The following is a 17,930-nucleotide window of genomic DNA, read 5'->3' as shown; positions in this document are numbered from 1 at the left end:
GGTCCGGACCCGGCGTCCGAGCTGCTGCGGCCGAGAGGGCCAGCTGCAGCGGTGCGGCCGGGCAGCGCATCGTCACCCTGTCCAGCAAGGTGGCGTCCGACCCGACCCGGACCGGACCGGCGCGCTGGCCGCGTCAAGCCGACTGCCACCATTTGCGCCGCTGCAATTCCGAAGCGCCATGACGGTGCCAGCAATAGCATTCGAATGGCTGGACGCCCCGCACCGGCAGTGACCAATCCGCCACGCCGCCTCAACCACGTCCATGTGCGGAACACGGGGCTAGCCCCGGCCGTCTCCGCTAGTCCAGGCGCCGCCGCCGCCGTGCACCCCGGCCCCTCGCCGAGGTCGACAGGAGCGCCGGGGCGGCACCGGGCAACCGGGCAACCGGGCACCGGACGCGCTGCGAAACGGTTCGAGAGCGAGTCGGGATTGGCGAATGAAAGTTTCAGCCGGCTGGCCCACGCCCGGCTTCTCGGCGGTCCCGCCAGGTCATGAACCAGGCAGCCCGGCCGCGTCAGCCCGGTGCAGGGCGGTTACCGCGATCGGATCGGCCGCCGAACGTTGACGCCTGTCTCTTGAATGAGCGGGAGCGATGTGGCAGCGTCACCAGACGTGATACGTAATACGTAAGCTGCTTTCGGCGGATCACCCCCGGGCTCCCGGCCGTCGACTGTGAGCGCTCACATCCACATGTGATCGACACCGGACCGCCACCGGTCGACCCGCGCACACCCCGGCCTGGGGTAGTCGATCAGCAAGGCCAACGGCAGCTCAAACCAGCTACGAAGCCCGCATCACGGACCGAGACCCCGCCGGCGGTGGTGGCGGTGAGTCCGGCCGTGTCCTGTCTCGAAGGGTCGTGCCATGTCTTCATCCTCATTCCGGATCAGTCGTCGTCGACTGCTCACGACCGCTGGGATCACCGGGGCCGCCGCGGTCACCGGCTTGTCGCGATTCGGCGTCGCCGAGGCCACCGCCGGTCCGGGCAGCTACACCGCGAGCTGGTCGTCGGTCGATCAACATCCGCCGGCGCCGGAGTGGTTTCAGGACGCCAAGTTCGGCATCTACTACCACTGGGGCGTGTTCAGCGTCCCGGCGTTCTCCAACGAGTGGTACCCGCGCAGCATGTACATCAACGGCTCCGTCGAGAACAACCACCACAAGGCGGTTTACGGCGATCCGTCGGTGTGGCCGTACCACAACTTCATCAACGGCGCCTACGACAAGGCCGGCAACTGGGCGCAGTTCGCCCCGAGGCTGAAGTCCGCGGGCGGCAACTTCGACCCGAACGAGTGGGCTCAGCTGTTCGCTGATGCGGGTGCCAAGTTCGCCGGTCCGGTGGCCGAGCACCACGACGGGTTCTCGATGTGGAACAGCACCGTGAACGAGTGGAACTCGGTGGCCCGTGGGCCAAGGCTCGACCTGGTCGGGCTGCACGCGGCCGCGATCCGGGCCAAGGGCCTGAAGTTCATGGTGTCGCTGCACCACGAGTTCAATTTCGGCGGTTACTACAGCGCCGTGCCGCCCCAGTCCACGACGAGTCTGAAGAAGCTGTACGGCCAGCTCGACGCGGCGACGGAGCAGCAGCTGTGGTACGACAAGCTGCGCGAGGTCATCGACGGCTACCAGCCCGACCTCATCTGGCAGGACGGCGGCCTTTCGGCGATCCCGGAGTCGTACCGGCTGAACTTTCTGTCGTATTACTACAACCGCGCGGTGGCCTGGAACAAGGACGTCGTGGCCACCTACAAGGACGGCTTCAACACCAACGGCGAGGTCTTCGACATCGAGCGCGGCGGGCCGGCCGGCATGCTGAACCCGTACTGGCTGACCGACGACAGCGTCTCGAGCTCGAGCTGGTGTTACACGGTCGGTATCGGCTACTACTCGCTGCCGCAGATGCTGCACTCGCTGATCGACCGGGTCAGCAAGAACGGCAACATGCTGCTCAACATCGCCCCGATGGCCGACGGCACGATCCCCGATGGGCAGCGCACGATCCTGCTAGCCATGGGCGACTACCTCAAACGCTTCGGCGAGTCGATCTACGCGACCCGCGCCTGGACCGTCTTCGGCGAGGGCCCGACCCAGATGGGCGGCGGTTCGTTCTCCGGACCGCAGGCGGGCACCAACCGCGACATCCGATTCACCCGCAGCAAGGACAACACCGTGCTGTACGCCACCGTGCTGGGCTGGCCCGGCAGCACCCTCGACGTCGCGACGCTGAACTCCAACCGGATCAACCTCGGCACCCTGACGTCGGCCCGGCTGCTGAACTCCACCGCCGGCAGCTACGTCGACCTGCCCAGGCCGGCTCAGGACGCGTCCGGCCTGCACATCACGATGCCCTCGTCCGGTGCCCCGTTCAACGCGCCGGCGTACGTGGTGAAGCTGACCTTCTCCGGCCAGATCCCCTCCCTGAACGCCGGCCCGGTCCCGACGGGCTGGTCAAAGATCGCCAACGCGACGACCGGCCTTGTCCTGGACGGCGGCGGCAACGTCGGCTACGGCTCGGTGCTCAAGCAGTGGAACTACGACGGCAGCACCAACCTGCAATGGCAGTTCGTCGACCTCGGCGGCGGCTGGTACCGCATCGTCAACCGCACCAACGGCATGGTCGCCGACAGCTGGGGCGACACCACCAACGGCGCCAACGGCAGGCAAGCCCCCTGGAACGGCGGCAACAACCAGCAATGGCGTCTCAACAACGTCGGCAATGGCCGCTACCAGATCATCAACCGCGGCACCGGCACCGCCCTGGACGGCATGGGCAACAGCACCGCCGGCTCCACCTGCTGCATGTGGGTGCCGAACAACAGCACCAACAACCAGTGGACCATCACGGCGATCTGACCGGGCCTGGATCCGCTCGTGTAGCGCGGCTCACGCCCGCGCTATCGACCCGTGCGGCGCGCGGTCGCCTCGCACCGCGCGCCGCCACCCGCCCCAAGCCGAGACGCCGGGCCTTCCGGAGACTCCGGCGTGTCACGCCTGGAGGCCTCGATGCACCGCAGATGTTCCTCCGCTGGCAGCGCTTGCCGTACCGGCGGGCGTCACCGCGATGAGCCCCCACGTCACGTCGCAGCCGAATCCGTCCGACCCGCGTTGTGCCCGTCAGACCTGGCCCTGAGCGATGGCTGACGCGGACGCCATGCTGTGATCAAAGGGCTTATCGCAGCAGCTCTGGAAGGCGGCGACCCTCACACCGATCCGCGGAAACGCAGCCGGGTGTAGGGCCGGGAGGTGAGACCCTCCGGCTCCTCACCCAGGAGATCGACGGGTGTCGGCGTGTCCGGCTGTGCCGGACACGCCCGCGCCGCAAACTACCGTGTAGCCAGCGCCTCGGTCGGCGCCAGCCGGGCTGCCCGGATCGCCGGGTACAAGCCGGCCACCGCGCCGACCAGCAGCGTGGCCGCAACCCCGCCGCCGCTCGCCCAGGCGGGTACCACCGGTGACCACGACTGGATCGTGGCATACCCGGCGGTGAAGGCGAGGCCGAGTGCCACTCCGCCGATCCCGCCCAGCGCCGACAGCAGCAGCGACTCGGCGAGAAACTGCACCCGGATCTGCCTGCGGGTCGCGCCGAGCGAGCGGCGCAGGCCGATCTCGGCGCGGCGTTCGAGCACCGAGATGACCATCGTGTTCGCCACGCCGACGCCGCCGACGAGCAGGGCCACCGTGCCGAGGCCGAGCAGCAGCCCCGTGAACGCCTTGTTCGTGGCCTGCCGCGCGGTCAGCGCGTCGGACGGGCGGGACACCTTCACTTCGTTGGGCGCCTGCGGGTTGGCGGTCGCGGCAAGCACCTCGCGGACCGCCTCGACCTCGGAGTCCCGGAACCGCGTGTACACGGTCGTCGGATGCCCGTTGACACCACCATCGGCGCCAAACGGCTGATCCGCCTCGCCTCCCCCATCTCCACCAGCCGGGTACGGCTGCGCGTCACCGGCTCCCGCGCCGCACCTGCAGTCGCCGAACTCGGCCTGTACCGCCGGCCCGGCGGCGCCAGCCAGAGCAACGTCATGATCGTCGGTGGCCAGTCCGGCCGCTGCGTCGACATCAACGGCGCCGCCACCACCAACGGCATCCAGGCCCAGCTTTGGGACTGCAACGGCGGCACCAACCAACGCTTCACCTACACCACCGGCAAACAATTGCAGGTGTACGGCAACAAGTGCCTCGACGCCTACGGCCAGGGCACCAGCAACGGCACCGCCGTCGTGACCTGGGACTGCAACGGCGGCACCAACCAGCAATGGAGCCAGCGCACCTGACGCCAGATCGCCGTTGTACGCGGGCGGCCCGACCGGCCGCCCGCCGTCGACCCCGCACATCGGACGCCGACGAGCTGCCTCGCCGCCAACGGCGGCAACACCGTCACCTTCGGCTTCATCGGCAACCAGACCGGCGCCAACCCGCCACCGACATCGTCACCTCAACGGCGCGGTCGGCACCCACGACCTACTCGCCCTGAAGTTCTCCGTGTGGCGAGCAACCTTTCCGGTCTGCCAGACCACTGAAGATCGTCGGGACGACTGGCGTGGTTGAAGGAGAACATTGATATGGCCCCTCTGCATCCGCGTGGCCGGTGGCGCTGTGCGTTCGTGAGCGCCGTGTCGGCGGGCATCCTGGCGGCGGCGGCCGGGTGCGGCCAGCCGACCCAGGCCGGGCACGCCGCGCCCGCGTCCGCCGACAGCATGCAGGCGAGCGTCCCGCCCGGGGCCGAATCCGCAACCGGGGCGCAATCCCCGGCCGGGGCGGCGTCGCCGAGCGCCGCGTCCCGTTCGACCGCCGCGGCGGCACGGCCGTCGGCCACGGGCACCCCGCCGCCGAAGCCGGGCAACGCCCAGCTGGCCGGACGCATCCGACCCGACGTCACGTACCGCGGAAAAGCCACCTTCTACGACGCCGGCGACGGCAACGGCGCCTGCCTCTTCGGCCCCGCCGGCGACCTCATGATCGGGGCGATGAACGAGACCGACTACGAGTCGTCCAAGGCGTGCGGGGCGTACGTGCAGGTGCGCGTGGCCAGTGGGGCCTCGGTCACCGTCCGGATCACCAACCTGTGCCCGCTGCCCTGCGCGCCCGGGCAGATCGACCTGAGCCCGCAGGCGTTCGCCAAGCTCGCCGACCCCAAGCTCGGCGAGGTACCGATCACGTGGAAGCTGCTCAGTCCCGGCATGTCCGATTCGATCTCGATCCGGTACAAGGCCGGGTCCTCCCAATGGTGGTGCGGGATCCAGGTGATCAACCACCGCAATCCGGTGGCGCGGCTGGAGATCCGCAGCGGCGGTGGCTGGCGCCAACTCACCCGTGCCGACTACAACTACTTCCTTTCCCCGAACGGTGACGGGTGTGGCGGCGCGATCAGGGTCACCGACATCTACGGAGAACAGCTGACCGTCAACGGGATCGCCCTGTCGGCGGATGTCATGGAACCGACCCGGGTCCAGTTCGCCCAGCACTGACCCACCCCGCATACCGCGCGGCCGCTGCCGGGCGGCCGCTGCCGGGAGCAGGAACTGCAACCCAACACCCCAACCTGACGATGAACCGGCTGGTCGCCTCGGTACGCTTCACCGGGAAGATCGGCAATGTCGGCGTCTTCGTCCCCAGGACCCCGGCGGCAACGACGATCGCCCAACCGGCGGGCCAGCGCCCACTGACACACCGTTGTGCAACCACCGGCGCAACGCGGATCCCGACAGCCGCTGCCGCAGCCGGTCTTCGCAACTCCGCGACCTGGTACTGCGGATGGCCGCGGAGAACCCGACCGCCTACACCCCGTTGCCGACGTCATCTCGGCGGCTCCGGCCGGAAGGCGTGGATCACGTCCTGTCCGTCCGCGATCACGCTGCACGTCGATTCCGGCATCTCGTTCCAGACGCCCGGCAGGTCGACCAATGGTTCGGAGACGATCAGCCGGGACCCGTCCGATACCAGCCGGAGCGTGGGAATTTCCGGGTGGAGCATGCGCAGGCACCGGGTCTCGGTGCTGTAGAACAGCGACCGGGATTCGTGCCGCGTGGAGTACCGGAACGCCCAGACCGTCGATCCGTCGGACGTGGCGACGGTCATCTGTACCGGGTCCGCGACGTTGTGCCGGCGCGCGACGGCCTCGACCAACCCGACCATGCGGGCCACCGCGCCGGGTGGGTCGTCGCGCAGGCCGAAGGTGAGCGCCAGGAGAAACATCAGCTCGGAGTCGGTGGACCCTTCGATCGCGGGGAAGAACTCGGGGTCGACGGCCAGCATGAGGTCGCGTCTCAACGTGGCGAACCGGGCGATGGAGCCGTTGTGCATCCAGAGCCACCGCTCGTACCGGAACGGGTGGCAGTTGGTCTGCTGGACCGCCGTTCCGGTCGAGGAGCGCACGTGCGCCAGGAACAGCGGCGAGCTGACATGGGCGGCCAGCTCGCGGAGGTTACGGTCGCTCCACGCCGGGCTGACGGACCTAAGCAGCCCGGGGACATCGCCCACGCCGTACCAGCCGACGCCGAACCCGTCGCCGTTGGTGGTGTCCACGCCGAGGCGGGCGTGGCGGCTCTGGTCGATCAGCGAATGTTCCGGCTTGTAGAGCATCTCCTCGAGCAGAAGTGGCGAGCCCGAGTACGCGAGCCACCGACACATCGCCGCCTCCGCCCATCACCGTCCGTACGACACGAGTCTGTCTCGGCACCGCACCGCCCCGTCCCGCCCGGCGGAGGATTCGTGGGATGAGACGGCTGTGGGACGTTGATGCGGTTCGACCCTGTGGATCGCAACGATACGCCGGCGTAGTCCGACCTCGAGAACGTTGATCCGCGAGGCCGGGCGGCCGCTGGTGGTCATCCGCGATCGGTGAGGCGGCCGGCGCCGTGCGCGAACGACACCGACTCCGGGCCGTGGACCGGGGCGGCCTGCCGTTCCAGCCGGCTCAGCGCCCGGCGCAGGTCGCTCAGCAGCAGGCCGGCCAGATCATGGCTGAACCCGTTGCGCACCACGATACGCAGCACCGCCAGGTCGGTGCGGTGCTCGGGGAACGTGTACGCCGGGACGATCCAGCCGCTCTTGCGAAGCTCCAACGAGACGTCGAACACGCTGTACGCGGTGATGTCCTCGCGCAGCGTGACCGCCAGCACCGGCAACTCGTCGCCCCTGGTGAGCACCCGGAACGGCCCCAGTTCGGCGATCTGGTCCGCCAGGGCCTGCGCGACCTCCCGGCTGTAGAGCTGCACCCTGCGATACCCGTCGAAGCCGAGGCGCAGGAAGTTGTAGTACTGCGCGACGACCTGCGAGCCAGGACGGGAGAACGTAAGCGCGAACGTCGGCATCTCGCCACCCAGGTAGTTGACCCGGAACACCAGATCCTCCGGCAATGCGGCGGCGGCGCGCCAGACCACCCAGCCGAGGCCCGGGCAAACGAGGCCGTACTTGTGCCCGGACGCGTTGATCGAGGCGACCCTGGGCAGCCGGAAATCCCAGTCCAGGTCCGGGTCGCAGAACGGCGCGATCATCCCGCCGGACGCCGCGTCGACATGTACGGGGATGTCCCATCCGGTGCGCCCGTGCAACTCGTCCAAGGCGGCGCAGATGTCCGCGACCGGCTCGTAGCTGCCGTCGAACGTGGAACCCAGAATGGCCACCACGCCGATCGTGTTCTCGTCACAGTGCTCCACCGTCGCAGGCCCCGACAGATGGAACCGTTCCCCCTCCATCGGTACCAGCCGAGCTTCCACATCCCAGTAGTTGGCGAACTTCTGCCAGCAGACCTGGGTGTTGATCCCCATGACGATGTTCGGCCGCTCGGTCGGCAGTCCCGCGGCCTGGCGCGCGTGCTGCCAGCGGCGCTTCAAGGCCAGCCCACCGAGCATGCACGCCTCGCTCGAACCGGACGTCGAGCACCCGGGCGCCTGCCCGGCGTCAGGGGCGTGCCAAAGCCCGGCCAGCATCCGCACGCAACGGGTCTCGAGGTCGGCGGTACGCGGGTACTCGTCCCGGTCGATCATGTTCTTGGTGAGGCTTTCGGTCGCCAGCCGAGTCGCCTCAGGCTCCATCCAGGTGGTGACGAACGTGGCGAGATTGAGCCGCGGGTTGCCGTCGAGCAGCAGTTCGTCGTGGACCAACTGGTAGGCGACCTGCGGATCGAGCTCGGTGCGCGGGAACCGGTCCCGCGGGATCCGGACCGGCTCCCTGGTGAACAGCGGGTTCACCGAGAGCTCCGGCCGCGGGGCCTCCCGGTCATACTCGGGGCGTGACGACATGCCCTGACCTCCTGTCCGCTGCTGCGCTCTCGCTTCAGTGCCACGTCGATCGCGTCGCGCAGCGCCCTCGGGTTGTCGTACACACCGACGGCGCCCACATGCGGTGCGCGGCGCGGATACCGTCGTCGTCGTCGCGGCGGTCGCGGTCCGGCCCGAGCAGGTGGTCCATAATCCGGCCGGCACCCATCCCGATGGCCCGGTGGATCGCGTGCGTCGCCGCGTCCCACTTGTACTGCCGCAACGCCTGCCACCACGACACCGTGTGTAGGTAGGTCGTATCGACAAGCCTGCCGTCGAGGTCGTCGAGCAGTCCATTGGTCACGGCGGCGGCCTACCCGCGCACGCGGTGATCATGCCCAGTGCCCGCCTCATCCTGGCGAGAGGGTACGGATCGGCTCGGGCCGGGCCGGGCCGGGCCGGGCCGGGCAACGCTTGCAGGATGTGCGCGTCTTCGTTCCCGCCGATCGAGTCGTACGGGTTCCTGTCCGACTGTCGAAACGACAGCACTCGTCGCGCCCGGCGGAAATGTGGAGTGGCTGTGCCTGCCGCGGCTCGACTCGCCCAGCGTCTTCGGCGCGGTCCTCGATCGGGGCGCCGGGCGGTGAGGGCGTAGGCGGTGTGCCGGCTTCGCCGCCGAGGGTCACCGAGCCTTTGGGCTGGCCGCGGGTTCCGGTGAGGATGCAGTGGGTCAGTGTCCGGGCTGGACGAGTCCGCACTCGTAGGCGAAGACGACGGCCTGGACCCGGTCACGCAGGCCCAGCTTGGCAAGGATGCGGGTGACGTGGGTCTTGACCGTCGGCTCGCTCAGGTAGAGCTCTGCGCCGATCTCGGCGTTGGAGCGACCGCGGGCGATGAGCCCCAGCACCTCAAGTTCGCGCCGGGTCAGCGTCTCGAGCTCGGCCGGCCGGCCGGAGCCCGGCCGCGGGCGCCGGACGTACTCCTCGATCATCCGCCGGGTGATCTCCGATGCCAGCAGTGCCTCGCCCGCGGCGACGGTACGGACGGCCCCGGCCAACTCGCGCGGCGGCGCGCTTTTGAGCAGGAAGCCGCTCGCCCCGGCACGCAGCGCCTGATAGACGTACTCGTCCTCATCGAACGTCGTGAGGATGAGTACGCGCGCCGGGCAGCGGCCGCCGTCGAGTAGGCGGCGCGTCGCCTCGATGCCGTCCAGGCGCGGCATGCGGATGTCCATGAGGATCACGTCGGGCAGTAGCGTAAGCGTCCGGTCGATGGCCTCCGCGCCGTCAGCCGCCTCGCCAACCACCTCGATATCGTCCTGACCGTCCAGAATGGAGCGGAAGCCACCGCGCACGAGGGCCTGGTCGTCGACAAGCAGGACCCGGATCATCGCTGATCCGCCTCGAGCGGCAGCCGCGCCGTCACGGTGAAGCCACCCCCGGGCGCGCCCGCTGTCTCAAGCGAGCCGCCGTAGAGCCCGACCCGTTCGTGCATCCCGATGAGGCCGTGCCCGACCCGGTTCGCATCGGCTCCGCCCGACCCGCCCGTCCGCCCGGCGTCGCGAACACTCACCCGTACGGACTGATCGTCGTAGTACAACCTGACGTGCGCGACGGTCGGCGCCGCGTGCTTGAGCGCGTTGGTGAGCGCCTCCTGCACGACCCGGTAGACGGTCAGATCCACGCCGGGTGGCAGCGGGCGGCCCGGACCCTCCACGGTGAGCTCGACCGGCAGACCGATCTCGGCCATGTGGCCGACCAGTTCGGCCAGGTCCGCCGTGCCCGGCTGCGGCTTGAGTGCGAGCTGAGCCCGTTGCCCGCGCAGCAGGCCGAGCATCCGCCCGAGCTCGCCAACTGCCTGGCGTCCGGTTTCCTGGACTGACTGCAGCGGCGCGCGCGCCTTCTGCGGGTCGCGGTCGAGCAGATCCTCGGCGGCGCCGGCCTGGACCACCATGACGCTGACGCAGTGGGCCACGATGTCGTGCAACTCGCGCGCGATGCGGGCGCGCTCCTCGGCCAGCGCGGCCCGGATCGCCTCCTCGCGCTCGGCCTCGAGTTGCTGGGCCCGGGCGCGGTCGTCGGACTGGCTGCGGGCGCGGGCGCGCAGCACCCGACCGGCGACCAGGCAGGCCGCCACCGGCACCGCTACGAACGGGAAGTTGCCGGCGGTGGCGGACTCCGGGTTGCGCAGGAACACGACGACCAAGCCGGCCACGACCGCCGCCACGCCGATGAAGGCCCGCGCGCGCTCGCTGTGCCGGGCCACCGAATAGGTGGCGACCAGGATCGGCAGGAAGTCGCCCCACAGCGTGACCGTCAGCGGCGTTGCCAGCATCGGGCCGGCGATCGCGACCGCGACGATCACGGCGGTGGCCAGCGGCGTCACCCGGCGCAGCGCCAACACCGATGTCGCCACCAGCGTGGAAGCGACCACGGCCGGCAGCGGGCCGTACGGGGTCGAGTTGTCGAGCTGGAACACGAGATTGACCTGGGCGAAGGCGGCGACCGCAACCGCGAACAGCGCGTCTGGCAGCAGGCCCGCCGGCCGGCGCCGCAGCCAGGCACGCGTCTCCGACTCCACCCGCACCCGCGATCGGCCCCGCGCCTGCGCCTGATCCGGTGCCGTCAACTGCATCACACCCGCAAGTTACCGGCGGGCGCACCTGCGCGGCGTCATCCGCAGGTCGCAATTCCGGCAGCCCTGTTCGCGACCCGGGCACGAGCCGGTGCCGACCCCAGCATGACGACGCCACGGGTCCGACGGGCCAATGCTGAAGGCACGCCGCCGACGGGCGGTACCACTCACAGCGCATGACGCTGCAACCCATGGAGGAGACCATGACCGTGAACGTGACGCGCCTTGCCGGATGGGCGCTCATCGTCGGCACGATCGTCGCGACGGTCGGCTACCTCGCCGCCAATCTGCTCGCGCCGGGCAGCGGCGACGAGGTGTTCCGCTACCAGCTCTGGCCCCTGTTCGAGGGAATCGCGCTGGTCGGGAACGTCATCATCGCGCTGGGGCTGCCGGTGATCCTGACCTTCGCGGGGCGCGCGCCGAGGCTGCACATCGTCGGCTATGTCGGCATATTGGCGGCGCTGGTGATGCTCAACGTCGGCGAGGGCACGACCGAGGCGTTCATCAAGCCGTACCTGGTCGACCACGGCGGCATCCCCGCACAGGGACCGTCGGGCTTCGCGGCCTTCGAGGGTGTCGCGCTCCTGGCGCTGGTCGTCGGCTCGATCTGCCTCGGCGTCGCCGTGCTCAGGGCCCGGACGCTGCCGTGGTGGATCGGTGTCGCGTTGATCGCCTCGTGCCTTGTCGGCGCTGCCGGGCTCCCGGGGGCCTGGTTCCTCCTGCCCGACAGCCTCTTCTTCGCGACGCTGTTCGCGATCGGCACCTTCGCCGTGCGGGGTCGGCCGGAACGTACCCCCACCAGGGTCGAGCAGGCGGCGGTCAGCGCCGCGGGATGATTTGCCCCCCGTTACCTTTCCTTGTCCCCGACCTGGGGATGCCCGGTCGCCTGGCCTGGTATGACTTACCGCCCCTGTCGTGTGCATGATCCGGGGGCTGTTGTCGCCGGGCCGGGTGGCGCCGACGGACCGCTGATAGGGACACGACCACCTGATGTGCGCGGGTAGGTCTCTTCGTAACGTGGCTGCCGCCGGTGTTCGTGTTCGTGAGATCGGGCACCTGTTGATCACGCTGCGAGGCGCCGGCCCAGCCTGAGCCAGGACGTCAGGTCGCTGTCCGTCGCCGTCGACCGTCATGACGAGCGGTGCGACTCGCGCACAAGATGCCGATGAGGCCGAGCGCGTACGCGACGTCCTCTACGGTGTCCGTCGAGGTGTGCGTCCAGGTCTCAGCCCACGCCGGGAAGCCGACGGCTGGCAGCGCAGATCCCCGACGTCTTCGTCACAATCAGCTGGATTGGTCAGATGTCCGCATCTAGCCGATGAGCGCGACGTCCTATGGGACGGCGCGCGTCGGCGCCGCCATCGTCTCCGCGGTGTCGCTGCCGGTCTCTATCAGGTCGTTCGCCGCTCGTAACACACAACTCGCACGAGAAAGGGACCGGTCGTTGACCGGTCCCTTTGGTCTTGTTCTCATGGCTTGCTGCGGCAGCGCCGAAGTACGTTGCGGTAATTCACGTCGCGCCCTTGACCTGCACAAACACCGCGTCATGATCGGACGATGGGCGTCGTACTCCACGTGGGCGGCTGGCGGGTCGAGGAGACCGTCGGCGATCACGACGGCACCGGCGCCCGGACCTGGTTTGAGGCCGTTGACCCGTGGGGCGCTGTCAGCTTCGTGACTGTCGGCGGGCTGCAGCAGCTCCTACACCGGCACGGCCTCGACGTCGGTGACCTGCGGATGGTGCCACCGGACCGGCTCAGCCAGTTCGACGATGGCTGCGAGTAGCCGTTACGGCTGCCCCTGGAACTCGACGCCCATGACAGAGGCAACCTGCTTCGTCCGCACCTCCGGCCCGGCGATCGTTCATTCCCCGAGCGCCATGTATACCGGGTAGATGCCCTTCAGGGTGCCGCCTCCAAATGCCCATCGCTGCTCGACGTCGCTGCCGCTGCGCGAGCTGACCAAGACGCGCCGGCGGCGGTGGCGCTACACCTGGGGTTTGCCCGAAGACGCCTACGACCAACTGGTCGCTGCCGCACAACGCACCGAAGCGCTGGCGCTGGACCTGATCGAAGCCGGCACGGCGTGGCACAGCACCGGCAACCCGCACCTCGCCGCTCCGCTCCCCGGCATCGAGGTGGCCGGACACCAGGCCGAGGTCGAGGCCGAGATCGCGGCTATGCAATCGCCGATGTTCAACGTCGAAGCCCTCTTCGAGGCGCACCGCCAATTCAGCACCGTCTACAACTCCCGCGCTGCCTACGGCGAATACACCGTCCGATCGCTGCCTATGCCGATGCGCGATGTCCTCAATCACATCCCGCACACGGCCAAGACCGCAACGCCAGCCGCCGACGCACAGGACGCGCCAGAGCAGCCGCCGACTGCCGATCACCACCTGGAAGATGCCGCACGACCGGCCTGACCGTTCACGCACCACCACGGTGCCCTGCGGCCGCACCATTTCGCTGGCGCAGGGCACCGCTCGATGCCGCACCCCTGCTCAACACTCCCCGCCGCGAGATGCGCGTCCGCCGCCGAACACCTCACCGTGCAGCGCTGACGCCGCCGGCAATCGTCAGGAGCCCGCAAGGCATCACCTGCGGCGGACCGCTCCTACCCACCAGCATTCCCAGCATTCCGCTTCGCCGCGCCCGGCGGCGCCTCGCCGTGCGTGCCGTTCGTCATGCCTGTGTTCACCCTCCGAACCTCCACGACGCCAGCAGAGGACACCATGAACGACGAGTCCGCCGAAACCGGAACCCGAGCCATGTGCAGCAGCCGAAACACCGACGGGGACACGGCTGCGCCGTTCCGCCGCGACCTGGTGGCTTCCGGCGCGAACCCTGCTCGAGATCTGGGCGTGGGCCACACCATCCGAATGGCAACGCATCGCAACGATCTGCCTGATCGGGGCCGGTGACGTCGCCGCCGCCACCCTGGGCCGTTGACGTTCTCCGCGTTCCGGGCGCCGAGTCAGAACCCGGCGCTCAGGGTCACTTGTACAGTCGGAGCTTGTTAGCACAAGCGTTCTAGCCTGAGGGTGGTCCCTCGAAAGCCATCGGGTCGTTGAGAACGCGGTTGATCCGGATGCGCAATTGGTTGGCTTTGGCCTGTACCTGCAGATTCAACATCATTCGCTCCGAAATAAGGCCATAGATTGGCCTAATCTTGGAATCATCGTCAATCTCGTGCAGTTCGCGCCAAACATCCTCGACTATTGCGGTAACGTTTAGCTCAACCGCTAGCCGTTTGTACTCTTCGTAAGCGGTAAGTAGGTCAACGCTGGGCTGGATAAACGGCTCTCGCCCCAGGACGATATGCAGCGAAGCAACCGCCGCTAGCAGGTATCGCCTTGCCGCGAGGCGCCCAACATACAGGCGTGAGGCAAGCGTGTCGTCCCCCTGCGCACGCATTCGAAGGTGAGTCAAGAGTAGTTCGTCCTCCGCTGCTCGCGCCTGTCGTTCCGCATGTTGCGCAGACGCCTTCGCATTCTTGGCCTGCCGCCCCGCATAGGCGGCGCTAACCGTTGCGATCACCGTGGCGGCCCAGGCGGCGGCTGACACAGAGTCCATAAACCCGATTTTTGCGCACGCGGACAAGCCGGCCACCTTCCCGGCGGGGGGCATGGCTGCCGCAACCAAACCTCAAAGCGTAACGATTGATCAAATCGACGCCTTGGAACCCACCTATATCGGTCCAACGTGGCAGCGAGGCCCGCTGGGGGCGTTCCTAGAGCCCCGATACACGATTGGCTGGGACGTCATTCTTCTGGTGCGAACAGCAGCGAACCGCCGCCGATGCCCGCTGGGCGGACGACGAGTGGTGCGAGCGCGTCGCAGCAGCCCTGTGGCGGTTACCGCGGCCAGGCCGCGCTACCTTGAGGTTCTCGACCGTCCTGGGTACCAACGCGGTCCTGGTCACCGTTAAAAGGCACGGCAACCGTTTGCCATGAACTTGCCAACTCGATCTCTACGCGGTTTCCGCCGGCCCGGAGTCGGTCGCGACCGGCAGGCTTAGCGACGACTTGACGGTGAAGGTAGCGTCGGCCGGCGACGAGCACAGGTACGCACCCTCCTGCGGGGCGAAGGCCAGGTTGAACGTCACTTCCAGCGCCCCCACCCGCGCAGGTGCCGACGGCCCCTGGTCAGCGGCCCGGGCCATCGTGGCGAGCACGGTGCCGATGGCGGCGTGCAGGTCGACCTCCCGTTCCGTCAGCGACGCGGTGCCGTAGCGCCGCGCAGCGATCTGCCGTCCGCCGTCGTGGGACAGCTCGCACGTCTCGATACGGACACGAGCGGGGGTGATGCTGAGCTCCTTGGTTCAGTAGGCGCCGGATCCGCGGATGATGGCGGCCGGGGTGCGCAGCAGGATGCGGACGTCGAGCGCGGCCGACCACGCGGCAACGTATGTCAGGTCGAACTGCACCGACTGCTCCCAGCTCAGGTCCGACCGGCCGTTGATCTGCCAGAGGCCGGTGATGCCGGGCTTGACATGGGTTCGGGCGCTCATTGTCTCGGCGAGCGCTATCCGCTCGGCGGGGGCGTTGAGGTTCTCGCCGTAGACGTCGGGGTCGAGCTCGCGGTAGGCAAAGCGCTGGCCGGTACCGTCCAGCCGGTCCACGGCGGCCGCCAGTAACGGGTCGCGGTCGCCGGTGATGCCGGTGCCGCTGAACAGCACCAGACCCACCCGGCGCGAGCCGGTGCACCGCCGTGTCGAGCACAGCCATGGGCAGGTCGTGCCCGTACCGGCCGCCGCCGTGGCGGTAGGCGCGGCGCTCCGGGTCGATCATGAACGGCGGGTTGGAGACGATGAGGTCGAAGCCGCCGGGCACATCGCCGAGCAGGTCGCTGCGGCGGACCTCGACATTCGCGACGCCGGCCAGCGCGGCGTTGACCCGGGCATAGCGCAACGCAGTCGCGTTGATGTCGACGGCGACCACCTCGCCTGCGGCACGCGCTTGGCCACGGCCACCGCCCCGCTGCCGGTGCCGACGTCGGCGACCCGCCCTGGGGGGGTTGCGCGCCCAGCCAGATGCGCCAGCGCGGCGTCGACGGTGCGTTGGGTGTCCGGGCCGGAGAACACCGCGTCGGGCGCGGCCGGGAACGCCGAGTGTACGAACAACTCGCCGTCGTAGCCGGAGACCCGGATGAGGCTGCGCCAGAGATCGCCGTCGCGGCGCAGCGCGCCCGCCTCATCGAGCAGCGTCACGACGTCGTCGGGCAGCGCGCCGGTGCGGAACGGCCGGCTCCAGCCCAGAACGTCGGTCAGGCTGCGACCGAGCTCGTTGCCTGGCCGGCGGTTGACCCGCTCGTGGGTGGCGGGCGTCACGGTCGTGAACCGGTAGCCGGCCGCCTTGAGCGTCGAACCGAGCCGCAGCAGCGCGGCATCCTGCCGCGGCGGTGCTCCGGTAGTCGAGGTCATACGTTTGAATTTCCCCGGGAATTTCCCGCTTAACCGGTGCGTGGGCGGGACGACTACCTCCCCGCCCGTGATTCGACCATCACACCAAGGGATAGCTGCCGCCGGGCTCACCGTCGACCGGCAGGCCGGCGTCTCATCGGCTTTCCACTCGTACCGCGCGTCAGTCGTTTGGTTCCGCCGGGACGGGGAAGCGGATCGACGTCGGACCGGCCGGTTTGACAGCAATCGTCGCTTTACCGGGGGGACACCACATGTTACAGACGCTGGAGTCGGACAATCAGGCGATCGCCCAGGCCGTACACGACGTCGGTTCGGCGCTGTGGTTCGGCGGCACCGTCATGGGCGTCACCGGCGTGAACAAGTCCGGCAGTGACCTGGAGCAGGGCATCGACCGGATCAGGGTGGCGGAGTCGGCGTGGGGCCGATTCAGCCCGCTGCAGTGGGCCGGCGTGACGGCCACCACGCTGGCCGGGCTGCAACTGACCCGTACCGGTCGCAGGCGAATAGCACTGCAGAAGGGCTTTGGCTCGATCGGGGCGTTGAAGGCCGGGATCACCGTGCTCGGCGCGGCGGCCACGGCGTACTCGGCCTACTGCGGCATGCGGATCGGCCGGGCGGCCGAGCAGGCCGCGGCGAGGGGCGACCGGATCGAGGTGCAGGACGCCACGGTGCCGACCCCGGATACACCACCGGAAATCGCGAAGTGGCAAGGCCGCCAGCGCCTGACGCAGATCGCGGTGCCCGTGCTGGCCGGCGCCAACATCATCTGCGGTTCGTACCTGTCGCAGTCGTACCGTACCGGGCCGACCGTGAAGGGCGTGCTGCGCCGGCTGCTGCCCGACCGCTGGGCGCGGTAAGTACTGCGCCCCTGCTTCCCCAAGGGCACGCCATGGTTCGGTGGGCTCGCCGCCGTCCACCGAACCGGGCGGATGGCGACTCCGCACACCGTGGATATCTGCCGCCCGACGGTCGCCACCACCGGCGTCGTGTTGTTGTGGTCCCATGGGGTAGCTGGCCAAACATGAGGAGCATGCTAAAGCAGGCGGTCTGCAAGGGTTGGTCGCCGGTGCGGCGGTGATGGCGGTCGCGGAGAAGATCGAGCAGCGGCCGCCCGGACTCATACGTGCCAGCTCGGGTCCTGGCCCGGCTCACGGGCCTGCCGGAGCGACCGGAGGAACGGTTGCGAACGCTGAACGTGGCCATGCACTACGGCCAGAGAGCCCTCGTCGGTATAGTGCGCAGCGTCATGGCGCACGCGGGGCTGCGTGGCCCCCTCGCGTCGACGATGTTCACCGCAGTCTGCCTGACCAACGACCAGCTCCTGGAGAACGCGACCGGCGTGGGCGCGCCGCCGCAGTCGTGGCCCCGCCACGAGCTCGCCGTCGATGTGCTCAACCTGTTCGGCGTTGGCCTGGAACGATGTCAGGTCGGGCTCGGGCGGCGTAAAGGATGATCATGCCGACCGCGGCCCCATGTGAGCACGTCGCTGTGCACTGGCGACTCTACCGCCGCAATCGTGACGGACGTGCACTGCATGGTTCCGGCGCTTGCGTGCGAGAGGTCAGTAAGAGGATCCCTGGTTTACTCGTGACGTCCGGCCCAGCCGCGCATTGAAGCCCTCGCAGTGACGCCATGGCGTCTCTGGTACATCAGCAAGTGAGGCCGAGGATGGGG

The 17,930-nt window shown here is 69.0% G+C and carries 17 protein-coding genes and 3 pseudogenes; 10 read left to right on the top strand and 10 right to left on the bottom strand.

Translation table 11 applies throughout. From position 1 onward, the window contains the following. Positions 1–864 precede the first annotated feature (864 nt). Entirely contained in the window at positions 865–2,853 is a 1,989-nt protein-coding gene (locus tag ACPPVO_RS23630; protein WP_426513341.1) for an alpha-L-fucosidase, read from the top strand. A 470-nt stretch (positions 2,854–3,323) separates the two neighbouring features. On the opposite strand, the pseudogene ACPPVO_RS23625 reads toward ACPPVO_RS23630, so the two are convergent. Continuing rightward, a pseudogene (locus ACPPVO_RS23625) lies at positions 3,324–3,872 on the bottom strand (ABC transporter permease); the annotation flags it as partial. Between the two features lie 144 nt (positions 3,873–4,016). On the opposite strand from ACPPVO_RS23625, the pseudogene ACPPVO_RS23620 reads away from it, so the two are divergent. Both ACPPVO_RS23620 and ACPPVO_RS23615 read left to right on the top strand, forming a co-directional pair. Further along, positions 4,017–4,259: pseudogene (locus ACPPVO_RS23620) on the top strand (ricin-type beta-trefoil lectin domain protein); the annotation flags it as partial. A 342-nt stretch (positions 4,260–4,601) separates the two neighbouring features. Beyond that, positions 4,602–5,465, top strand: coding sequence for an expansin EXLX1 family cellulose-binding protein (locus ACPPVO_RS23615; RefSeq protein WP_426513340.1), 864 nt, complete (start codon positions 4,602–4,604; stop codon positions 5,463–5,465). A gap of 328 nt (positions 5,466–5,793) precedes the next feature. Here ACPPVO_RS23615 and ACPPVO_RS23610 read toward each other — a convergent pair whose 3' ends face one another. From ACPPVO_RS23610 to ACPPVO_RS23600, 3 genes are all read right to left on the bottom strand, one after another. Further along, complete coding sequence (locus ACPPVO_RS23610) at positions 5,794–6,627, bottom strand: class II glutamine amidotransferase (protein WP_426513339.1); 834 nt, start codon at positions 6,625–6,627, stop codon at positions 5,794–5,796. A gap of 197 nt (positions 6,628–6,824) precedes the next feature. Further along, on the bottom strand, positions 6,825–8,240 hold the full coding sequence (locus ACPPVO_RS23605) for a glutamate decarboxylase (protein WP_426513338.1): 1,416 nt from the start codon (positions 8,238–8,240) through the stop codon (positions 6,825–6,827). A gap of 34 nt (positions 8,241–8,274) precedes the next feature. Further along, positions 8,275–8,562 (bottom strand): hypothetical protein, encoded by a 288-nt coding sequence (locus tag ACPPVO_RS23600; RefSeq protein ID WP_426513337.1) that lies wholly within the window; start codon positions 8,560–8,562, stop codon positions 8,275–8,277. Between the two features lie 37 nt (positions 8,563–8,599). Between ACPPVO_RS23600 and ACPPVO_RS23595 the strand changes: the two genes are divergently transcribed. Beyond that, positions 8,600–8,845, top strand: a complete 246-nt coding sequence (locus tag ACPPVO_RS23595) for a trehalase-like domain-containing protein (protein ID WP_426513336.1) — start codon at positions 8,600–8,602, stop codon at positions 8,843–8,845. Between the two features lie 83 nt (positions 8,846–8,928). Here ACPPVO_RS23595 and ACPPVO_RS23590 read toward each other — a convergent pair whose 3' ends face one another. Together ACPPVO_RS23590 and ACPPVO_RS23585 are read right to left on the bottom strand one after the other, a co-directional pair. Then, entirely contained in the window at positions 8,929–9,588 is a 660-nt protein-coding gene (locus tag ACPPVO_RS23590; RefSeq protein ID WP_426513335.1) for a response regulator, read from the bottom strand. Continuing rightward, complete coding sequence (locus tag ACPPVO_RS23585; protein WP_426514679.1) at positions 9,585–10,832, bottom strand: sensor histidine kinase; 1,248 nt, start codon at positions 10,830–10,832, stop codon at positions 9,585–9,587. Before ACPPVO_RS23585 ends, ACPPVO_RS23590 begins: the two co-directional genes overlap by 4 nt. A 191-nt stretch (positions 10,833–11,023) precedes the next feature. On the opposite strand from ACPPVO_RS23585, the gene ACPPVO_RS23580 reads away from it, so the two are divergent. From ACPPVO_RS23580 to ACPPVO_RS23565, 4 genes are all read left to right on the top strand, one after another. Beyond that, positions 11,024–11,668: a hypothetical protein gene (locus tag ACPPVO_RS23580; protein ID WP_426513334.1), complete on the top strand. Its 645-nt coding sequence runs from the start codon at positions 11,024–11,026 to the stop codon at positions 11,666–11,668. A gap of 721 nt (positions 11,669–12,389) precedes the next feature. Further along, positions 12,390–12,617 carry a hypothetical protein gene (locus tag ACPPVO_RS23575; protein WP_426513333.1) on the top strand — a complete coding sequence of 76 codons (228 nt, stop codon included), beginning with the start codon at positions 12,390–12,392 and terminating at the stop codon, positions 12,615–12,617. A 109-nt stretch (positions 12,618–12,726) separates the two neighbouring features. Further along, the gene (locus ACPPVO_RS23570) at positions 12,727–13,257 is read left to right on the top strand and encodes a hypothetical protein (protein WP_426513332.1); all 531 of its coding nucleotides are present in this window, start codon (positions 12,727–12,729) and stop codon (positions 13,255–13,257) included. A 309-nt stretch (positions 13,258–13,566) separates the two neighbouring features. Then, entirely contained in the window at positions 13,567–13,755 is a 189-nt protein-coding gene (locus ACPPVO_RS23565; RefSeq protein WP_426513331.1) for a hypothetical protein, read from the top strand. Positions 13,756–13,864: 109 nt separating this feature from the next. Here the strand turns inward: ACPPVO_RS23565 and ACPPVO_RS23560 are convergent, their stop codons facing one another. The 4 genes and pseudogenes from ACPPVO_RS23560 to ACPPVO_RS23545 all read right to left on the bottom strand — a co-directional run. Continuing rightward, positions 13,865–14,407 carry a hypothetical protein gene (locus tag ACPPVO_RS23560; protein ID WP_426513330.1) on the bottom strand — a complete coding sequence of 181 codons (543 nt, stop codon included), beginning with the start codon at positions 14,405–14,407 and terminating at the stop codon, positions 13,865–13,867. A 397-nt stretch (positions 14,408–14,804) separates the two neighbouring features. Then, positions 14,805–15,008 (bottom strand): hypothetical protein, encoded by a 204-nt coding sequence (locus ACPPVO_RS23555; protein ID WP_426513329.1) that lies wholly within the window; start codon positions 15,006–15,008, stop codon positions 14,805–14,807. A 147-nt stretch (positions 15,009–15,155) separates the two neighbouring features. Next, positions 15,156–15,512 carry a sugar transferase gene (locus tag ACPPVO_RS23550; RefSeq protein WP_426513328.1) on the bottom strand — a complete coding sequence of 119 codons (357 nt, stop codon included), beginning with the start codon at positions 15,510–15,512 and terminating at the stop codon, positions 15,156–15,158. A gap of 163 nt (positions 15,513–15,675) precedes the next feature. Then, a pseudogene (locus ACPPVO_RS23545) lies at positions 15,676–15,774 on the bottom strand (SAM-dependent methyltransferase); the annotation flags it as partial. A 733-nt stretch (positions 15,775–16,507) separates the two neighbouring features. Between ACPPVO_RS23545 and ACPPVO_RS23540 the strand changes: the two are divergent. Beyond that, positions 16,508–17,113, top strand: a complete 606-nt coding sequence (locus ACPPVO_RS23540; RefSeq protein WP_426513327.1) for a hypothetical protein — start codon at positions 16,508–16,510, stop codon at positions 17,111–17,113. Positions 17,114–17,502: 389 nt separating this feature from the next. After that, entirely contained in the window at positions 17,503–17,709 is a 207-nt protein-coding gene (locus ACPPVO_RS23535; RefSeq protein ID WP_426513326.1) for a hypothetical protein, read from the top strand. The last annotated feature ends 221 nt before the right edge of the window (positions 17,710–17,930 follow it).

It is taken from the genome of Dactylosporangium sp. McL0621 (assembly GCF_049995355.1).
In the GTDB taxonomy this organism is placed as follows: Bacteria; Actinomycetota; Actinomycetes; order Mycobacteriales; family Micromonosporaceae; genus Dactylosporangium.
Note: the sequence above shows the minus strand (reverse complement) of the source record. Positions and strands in the feature narration are given on the sequence as shown.

What these genes read in the sequence shown, in the direction of transcription:
- ACPPVO_RS23630 (WP_426513341.1), top strand. Translation starts at nt 865, where the DNA reads ATGTCTTCATCCTCATTCCGGATCAGTCGTCGTCGACTGCTCACGACC.
- ACPPVO_RS23610 (WP_426513339.1), bottom strand. Translation starts at nt 6,627, where the DNA reads ATGTGTCGGTGGCTCGCGTACTCGGGCTCGCCACTTCTGCTCGAGGAG.
- ACPPVO_RS23605 (WP_426513338.1), bottom strand. Translation starts at nt 8,240, where the DNA reads ATGTCGTCACGCCCCGAGTATGACCGGGAGGCCCCGCGGCCGGAGCTC.
- ACPPVO_RS23590 (WP_426513335.1), bottom strand. Translation starts at nt 9,588, where the DNA reads ATGATCCGGGTCCTGCTTGTCGACGACCAGGCCCTCGTGCGCGGTGGC.
- ACPPVO_RS23585 (WP_426514679.1), bottom strand. Translation starts at nt 10,832, where the DNA reads ATGCAGTTGACGGCACCGGATCAGGCGCAGGCGCGGGGCCGATCGCGG.
- ACPPVO_RS23580 (WP_426513334.1), top strand. Translation starts at nt 11,024, where the DNA reads ATGGAGGAGACCATGACCGTGAACGTGACGCGCCTTGCCGGATGGGCG.
- ACPPVO_RS23575 (WP_426513333.1), top strand. Translation starts at nt 12,390, where the DNA reads ATGGGCGTCGTACTCCACGTGGGCGGCTGGCGGGTCGAGGAGACCGTC.
- ACPPVO_RS23570 (WP_426513332.1), top strand. Translation starts at nt 12,727, where the DNA reads ATGCCCTTCAGGGTGCCGCCTCCAAATGCCCATCGCTGCTCGACGTCG.
- ACPPVO_RS23565 (WP_426513331.1), top strand. Translation starts at nt 13,567, where the DNA reads ATGAACGACGAGTCCGCCGAAACCGGAACCCGAGCCATGTGCAGCAGC.
- ACPPVO_RS23560 (WP_426513330.1), bottom strand. Translation starts at nt 14,407, where the DNA reads ATGGACTCTGTGTCAGCCGCCGCCTGGGCCGCCACGGTGATCGCAACG.
- ACPPVO_RS23540 (WP_426513327.1), top strand. Translation starts at nt 16,508, where the DNA reads ATGTTACAGACGCTGGAGTCGGACAATCAGGCGATCGCCCAGGCCGTA.
- ACPPVO_RS23535 (WP_426513326.1), top strand. Translation starts at nt 17,503, where the DNA reads ATGGCGCACGCGGGGCTGCGTGGCCCCCTCGCGTCGACGATGTTCACC.